The following is a 6,514-nucleotide window of genomic DNA, read 5'->3' on the forward strand; positions in this document are numbered from 1 at the left end:
CTATGGGATTTTTTTAAGTTTGTTAATACATAAGTTCCAGAGATCCAGGACGTGACATAGTGCGATCTACAAGGTAAATCGGATCTGGTACTTCCCGAATAGATACGCTTGCCCATTGAAAGCGAACTGTTGCAGTTGGTCGCCAGCGTAATTTTTTGTAGGGTTTACCTGCAATAGTTTTATTAGAGGTTGTATTTACTGAACTTTTTTTGGGTTGAGTAATTCTAAATAGGTCATCATCATAAGTATGATTTTGAATCGATAGGATTTTTTTAACTACTTCTACACCTTCTGATTCATTAATTACATATATTTGTAGAAAATAACCATTTTTTTTATCAATATAAGTAGCAATAAGCTTACCCTTGTTAAATGTATATCCTGCACCCAATGCAAACTCATTTTTTATCGTTTTAGCTAAAACCTCAAGATTTGCTTTAGTAATTGATTCAGTTGACTCATTCATTAGCCTAAAAGATATTTCCGCTGTAACTGGCGCGTAATCATCCACTACGGCGCTTCTATCTTGCTGGAAATAAAGTTGAACAACTGGTTTGTATTCAATCTCAATCCCTAGATCGAATTGCTCTTTAGGTATGCCGATAATACTAGGTTTGGCATGAGTTTTTTGTACTTGATCTCTAAAGTATTGAATTTTAAATAATGCAGTGCTACGACTATCTTTAGCTCCTACTAAAAGAGAGTCTCGCAGTATTAACCTACCAGGCGTGTTGTCATAATTTTTAAAATGCCTGTAAACCTCAGCATTAAATCCAATGTTAGGAGCGCGTAAGAGTTTGCGGTGTTTTGCCCAACTTAGATCCGGCATCAAAACAGGTCCTCAATGCTAAAGTTTGGCAATTCTAATCCCTCCTCTTTAGCATTACGATCTGCGATCGCTGCTTTATTCGCATCTTCAACAGCTTTAGAAATTGTGGAGGCATTCTCTTTAATTTCATTGGCAGTTTCTACTATATTTCTGGCGCTAGATGTTACCCGTTCTAAATCTTCTGCTACATTTTCCACTTGCTCTAATCCTTCTGCTATGCGTTGTAGCCTAGCAAAATATTTACCTTTAACTTTCTTTTTCGGATCTTTAGTTTCCCAGTTATCCTCACCTAGTATTCCCTCATCTTGCAGTCCGTTTCCAAGTTCTGCAACCCAATTTCTAGTAACTTCCTGGATTTCGCCAGTTTCATTAAAGATATCTCGGATGTTACCAAATACTTGAGATCCAGTATTATAAATTGTGCTGTAAGCTTTCCACTGTGCTTTAATCGCTTTCCATTCAGTAGTGCCGAACAAAGCAGCAAAATAGCTGTCAAGATACTTAGTAAACTGTTCGCGAGTATCGATAGCATCGCCATTAGGATCTTTAACTAAACTAGGGATTGCAAATATATTATCTAACGCGCTAAATAAAGTGTCACCAATTGAAGTTGATAGCATCATGCAGTTGTGCATAACTCCAGCAACGGTAACTAAGTTCATTACCCGATCTGTTGCGCTGGAATTGATAATGTTTGATAGCGCGCCAGTAACGCCGCCCCTTAAAGCAACACTACCAACTTTAGTGTTTAATAAGTCAACACCGCGCTTGATAGCTAACAGCGCCGCGCCTTGTCCTGCTTGAGTTAGCGCATCTAGTTTACTTCCTAGATTACTAAGTAATCCGTTAGTGTTGTTAAACTGCCCTCCCATGCACCCGCCTGGTTGCGTTGTCTGGCAAGTTCCAGCAGCAGCAGCAGTAACAGCAGCGGCTTGAGCTACTGGACTGCGAGCGATCGCTAGGGGAACTCCTGCGATTAAACCTCCTAGATTGTTTAGCTGGCGATCGTTAGTTGTCCTTTGACTTGCAATGTCGCCAATTAATCCAGTAAGTGCCTGTTCTATTCGTTGGTTGCTACCACCTCTTGAGATCGCACCACCGATAGTTGTTTCAACTCGATCGTTAACGTTGTTTAGTCCCGATGTGAGAGTGCCTGTAAGTGCTGCTATAGCGGCTCTATTAGCGTCAATCGTCCGTTGAAATTGTGGCTGTAATGCTTGGTTATTTGCTCTACTAATATTTTCAAAAGTTGTTCTCACATCGTTAACTGCTTGCTCGATACTAATAGGCACGAGCGCCGCTACTGTCCTAGTTACAGCATTTGAGATTGTTGGCTCTAACACTGTTGGTAGTTGTTCAATTTTAGTTAGTCCTTGCCTGTTCAAAACATCTTGCTCCTTAATATCGTTTTCTATTTTATTAATCCGAGAAATTAGCGCCGGATCTAAGGATGCATCTTTACCAGGAGCGCCCGCCTTACCAGGCGCTCCCGCAGCACCTGGTACTCCCGCAACACCTGGTACTCCCGCAACACCTGGTACTCCCGCAGCACCTGGTACTCCCGCAGCACCAGGAGCGCCCGCAACACCTGGTACTCCCTGAACTCCTTGCAATCCCCTAGGTCCTGGTATCGCCTTTGCTCTTAGTGCTTGATTAGCCGTGTTGATTGCTGTATCAGCTTTAATGTTGGCAGTATTAGCAGTCTCTAAAGCAGTATTTGCAGTATTACGGATAGATGGGATTTGAGTAATTGCCTGGTCGGCAGTAACTTGAGCAGTCCCCGCTGCAATAAGGGCACGTTCGGCAGTTGCACGTACTGGTGGGATTTGAGTAAGTGCCTGGTCGGCTGCAAGTTGAGCAGTCCCCGCTGCAATAAGGGCACGTTCGGCTGTTGCACGTACTGGTGGGATTTGAGTTAGTGCCTGGTCGGCTGCAAGTTGAGCAGTCCCCGCTGCAATAAGAGCGCGGTCGGCTGTTGCACGTACTGGTGGAATTTGAGTAAGTGCCTGGTCGGCTGCAAGTTGAGCAGTCCCCGCTGCAATAAGGGCGCGGTCGGCTGTTGCACGCACTGGTGGGATTTGAGTAAGTGCCTGGTCGGCTGCAAGTTGAGCAGTCCCCGCTGCAATAAGGGCGCGGTCGGCTGTTGCACGTACTGGTGGGATTTGAGTAAGTGCCTGGTTAGCTGTACCTTGCGCTGCCGTACCAATATTAACGGCTGTTTGTCCTATGCCAAAAGCTTTAATTGCCATACTAAAAGCAGAATCAGCAGTATTTGCAACTGCATCGACATACCCCTCTAGGGAATTAACACGAACGCTCAAAGCATAAACTAGGGCGATCGCTGCTACCGCTCCTGCAATCGCTACCGCCAGCGCCGCTACTTGTGCCACTACTGCTGTAAGTCCTGCCGCTAAAGCTGCTACGCGGGCAACCAGTCCAGCGATCGCACCTTGCAGACTGCCAACAGTAGCAATTAGAGGCATAACTATATTTCTTAATGCTGCTAGTCCTCCTGCAATTTCAGCTACTACAAGTCTAAGCAGTGCTAAAGCAGTAAGCGCCGCTGTTGCTTGCCCGAACGCGTCACCAGCTAGAGCATTCGCTTGATTAATAGAAGGCTTTAAATTACCTTCGCATCTTGCTACTGCTGCTGCAATAATCCTTTCTTCATTTACTGGTTTGAGCTTCGCTACTTCTGCCCGCAGCGCTGCTAATTCTGCTCGCAATTGAGCGCATTCAGACATTATTAATTCTCCTAACTTGAGATGCGATCGCTTTTATTTCGCCTGCAATTTCCGTACATGGCAAGCAGCAGTAACCAGGGTATCCAGGCGCGTTACATTTAATAGTGCCTTCGGGGCAATCGCCACATTGAATGCTAAAACTAACAGGGCAATTACCCTGATCTTGAAAAATAATTATGCCTTTGTGCTTGACTTCTATCGAGCATTTATTCCCCAAAGGTGGACCAGGGCATTTTATTTCTGGTTTGTATATGAGCGTGTTGGGGTCAATTTCAACACCTCCAAGAGTACCGTTAGTATTTCTAATAAAATCAAATGCCCCGCAGTCGATCCAAGAAATACTGTAGGACGCAGGTACAGAAAACCCGCTCTCAGTGACATAAGCTGGATAGTATGTAATTATGTGATCTCTCACTATGTTTTCTAGAGTCCTTCTGTTGTTGGGGCTGTAAAAGTTAATTGTGTAGCCTTCTGCTTTAAAGTTAGGACTTGTGTTAATTCGCTTTTCATAAGTAGCAATATCGATAGGAGTCTTATCAGTTACAAATTGTTTTTTATTTCCAGCAAAGCTATAGGTAATAGTTGCTGGCTCAGACGGTTTGCAGTAAGTCATTTTAATTAAAGCTATTTGGCGTAATAGCGTTACTGTCTACAATCTCAAAATTTTCTATTCTAGTTACTAAGCTATACAATCTTATTAAAAGTATCGATCTAATTACCGCTCTAGAGTTTACAGTTGCAAATTCTGTTTTGAATGCATCAACTGTAACCCTAGAAATTAAAGAGTTTGATTCATAGAGCATTACTTGAAGTAACAAGGCAATTAGTAAAGATTCAGCAGTATTAGATAGACTCACTGCAAGTAATGGTAAATCTGATTTTTGGATGTATAGATAATTGATATCTTGTCTAGCTCTAATCCCAAAAAATCTAGCTAGCCTAGATAAATAATTCACAAAATATCCACTACTTACTGAAGTAATCGCAATTGCAATTAATAAGGCATTAGCAGGTAATCCTACCGCTAGCGATACTGCTGCAAGAGTAACTGTAATTGTCTGCATTCCATTAGCAATATTTGCAGTAATTGAAGCTTGAAAAAATAGAGTGCTATTAGCCGCGTAACCATTACTATCAATAGCTTGAGCCTGCAAAACTGCCATTATGAGATCCTCACTGCTAACCCACCGCTCGTAGGATTGAGTAATAGATATTGTTTGGTGTCTCCTGGAATTTGAATAGTATCGTAGCGGGTTGTACCGCTCCCAGCGATCATTACTAGATCGTCGGATGTCCGCCCGCTAATTCCTTGGTTTGTCTGCGTATAAAAAATGATTCCTGGTAATAGATCGCGTCGGTTAGTCTGCACGTTAGCGGTCGCCATTCTAGATACGTTCAAGCTAGAATCGTTATCGCTGTTGCTGTAAGGATTAAGGTTAGTCGATCTAAAAGCTGCAAAAGTATTGCTAGTTGCAATAAAGCAGTAGTTCCAGGCATTTAGATCCCACCAAGCAGGCTTGTTAGCTGGCGCTACAAATCCAAGGGCGATCGCATTTACTCCTTGAGTGAGCATTATTAGCTTAAATTCAGCAGCGCCGTTAAGCGCCGTAAAGTTAATTTGAGTGTTAGCAATAAGTGCAGTGTAAGTAATCTCAGTGCTTGGATTCGTGCCAGTGTGGGTAGCAATTGACCAGGTGCTATATAACTGCTGCCCAATTACAAAGCCTGTTGTTAGCCTAATTCTTAGATAGGTAACACCGTAAGCTTTTGCAGTATCTAAAGCACACACGTAAACTACTACTTTGTCAGCACCGCTTGTAAATTCATCATGAACGACGGTAAAGCCTGCATTGCTAAAAGCTTGCTTGATGCCATCGTAAACAGATTGTTGCGTCAGTGTAGGAGCTACAAAACTATCAATTCGAGATGCGATCGCCATAATTAATAGTCATCTGGATCGATAGCGGCTGATGTGTCTAACTTTTGCAGATTTACTGAATACGTGCTTTGTCTAAATTGTTGGTTATTGCGTGTAACTAGAGTTTGGAAATTAAAATCAGCTTTAGCAACTGTTATAGATTGATCTGGGTTATTTTCTTGATTTGCAATTGATAATGTTTGTTCTGCTAGTAGTAGCAGTGCTACATACAAGCTTTCAGCCGTGTTAGTCGCGCTGGCAGTTAGTCCCATCGTTGCCAAGTCTGCTTTAGCAATTGATAGTGTAGTTGCGGTTTGCGTTGCGCCGCTGCCGAATATCTGCGTAAGTGTTGGTTCGGGCATTATTAGTACAAATAAACTAACTAAATATTATTCTGCTTTTTAAGACTTGTCGATCGCATACAAAAAAGCGCCTCAATAGAGACGCAGATCGATGTAGTTAGGAGATGGGAATTTAATCGAGCGGTCTTATTTGCCTGAGTTTAATTGAATCAGCATAAGCGCGGTCGATCTGTTCAGTGCTAGTATCGCACCACTTCGCTATTACAGTGCTACTGATACCCCGTAAAATCTGCAAGTTGATAAAGGTATCGCGACAATTATACGGTGTGGTATTTGATTTGATGGGGTCAACAACTTTACCCCAAATCTTGGTTTGGAAGTTGGGGTAATTAATCGCATTGCCTTTAGGAGATGGAAATACTAGATCGGTGGGATGGCAGTTTTTAGGTTTGATAGATAGCAAAATTTCTCTAGCTCTGGCGCTAATGGCAACGGTACGCGACTTATTATTTTTAGATCCTTTACTAAATACCTGCTTGCCCTTAATCGTGTGAATACTGCCATTGAAAGTTATTGAGTAACAGTCCTCACTCACATGGTCCCAACTCAAACCGATCGCCTCGCTCGGTCGGCATCCAGTTAAAAACCAAAATTCGACAATATCGGCATAGTGAGAGTAATTCATCCCAGGACGGCGATCGCTCCTAAAAGCTGCAATTAC

7 protein-coding genes are annotated in these 6,514 nt (G+C 42.6%); all 7 read right to left on the minus strand.

Annotated elements, in window-relative coordinates; all coding sequences use genetic code 11:
- Nucleotides 1-22 precede the first annotated feature (22 nt).
- A complete protein-coding gene (locus ACRC32_RS21530) occupies nt 23-829 on the minus strand; it encodes a hypothetical protein (protein WP_438555881.1) in 807 nt (268 codons plus the stop codon).
- Nucleotides 829-3,573 (minus strand): hypothetical protein, encoded by a 2,745-nt coding sequence (locus ACRC32_RS21535; protein ID WP_438555882.1) that lies wholly within the window; start codon nt 3,571-3,573, stop codon nt 829-831. The genes ACRC32_RS21530 and ACRC32_RS21535 overlap by 1 nt, the downstream gene beginning before the upstream one ends.
- Complete coding sequence (locus tag ACRC32_RS21540) at nt 3,566-4,186, minus strand: hypothetical protein (RefSeq protein WP_438555883.1); 621 nt, start codon at nt 4,184-4,186, stop codon at nt 3,566-3,568. Before ACRC32_RS21540 ends, ACRC32_RS21535 begins: the two co-directional genes overlap by 8 nt.
- Before the next feature lies 1 nt (nt 4,187).
- The gene (locus tag ACRC32_RS21545) at nt 4,188-4,736 is read right to left on the minus strand and encodes a hypothetical protein (protein ID WP_438555884.1); all 549 of its coding nucleotides are present in this window, start codon (nt 4,734-4,736) and stop codon (nt 4,188-4,190) included.
- Nucleotides 4,736-5,512 carry a hypothetical protein gene (locus ACRC32_RS21550; RefSeq protein WP_438555885.1) on the minus strand — a complete coding sequence of 259 codons (777 nt, stop codon included), beginning with the start codon at nt 5,510-5,512 and terminating at the stop codon, nt 4,736-4,738. The genes ACRC32_RS21545 and ACRC32_RS21550 overlap by 1 nt, the downstream gene beginning before the upstream one ends.
- Before the next feature lie 2 nt (nt 5,513-5,514).
- Complete coding sequence (locus ACRC32_RS21555; RefSeq protein ID WP_438555886.1) at nt 5,515-5,853, minus strand: hypothetical protein; 339 nt, start codon at nt 5,851-5,853, stop codon at nt 5,515-5,517.
- 112 nt (nt 5,854-5,965) lie between these two features.
- The coding region (locus ACRC32_RS21560) for a tyrosine-type recombinase/integrase (RefSeq protein ID WP_438555887.1) at nt 5,966-6,514 on the minus strand (549 nt) is incomplete at its 5' end.

This window comes from Chroococcidiopsis sp., from assembly GCF_051657925.1.
Classification (GTDB): domain Bacteria; phylum Cyanobacteriota; class Cyanobacteriia; order Cyanobacteriales; family Chroococcidiopsidaceae; genus Chroococcidiopsis.

What these genes read in the sequence shown, in the direction of transcription:
- ACRC32_RS21535 (WP_438555882.1), bottom strand. Translation starts at nt 3,573, where the DNA reads ATGTCTGAATGCGCTCAATTGCGAGCAGAATTAGCAGCGCTGCGGGCA.
- ACRC32_RS21540 (WP_438555883.1), bottom strand. Translation starts at nt 4,186, where the DNA reads ATGACTTACTGCAAACCGTCTGAGCCAGCAACTATTACCTATAGCTTT.
- ACRC32_RS21545 (WP_438555884.1), bottom strand. Translation starts at nt 4,736, where the DNA reads ATGGCAGTTTTGCAGGCTCAAGCTATTGATAGTAATGGTTACGCGGCT.
- ACRC32_RS21555 (WP_438555886.1), bottom strand. Translation starts at nt 5,853, where the DNA reads ATGCCCGAACCAACACTTACGCAGATATTCGGCAGCGGCGCAACGCAA.
- ACRC32_RS21550 (WP_438555885.1), bottom strand. Translation starts at nt 5,512, where the DNA reads ATGGCGATCGCATCTCGAATTGATAGTTTTGTAGCTCCTACACTGACG.
- ACRC32_RS21530 (WP_438555881.1), bottom strand. Translation starts at nt 829, where the DNA reads ATGCCGGATCTAAGTTGGGCAAAACACCGCAAACTCTTACGCGCTCCT.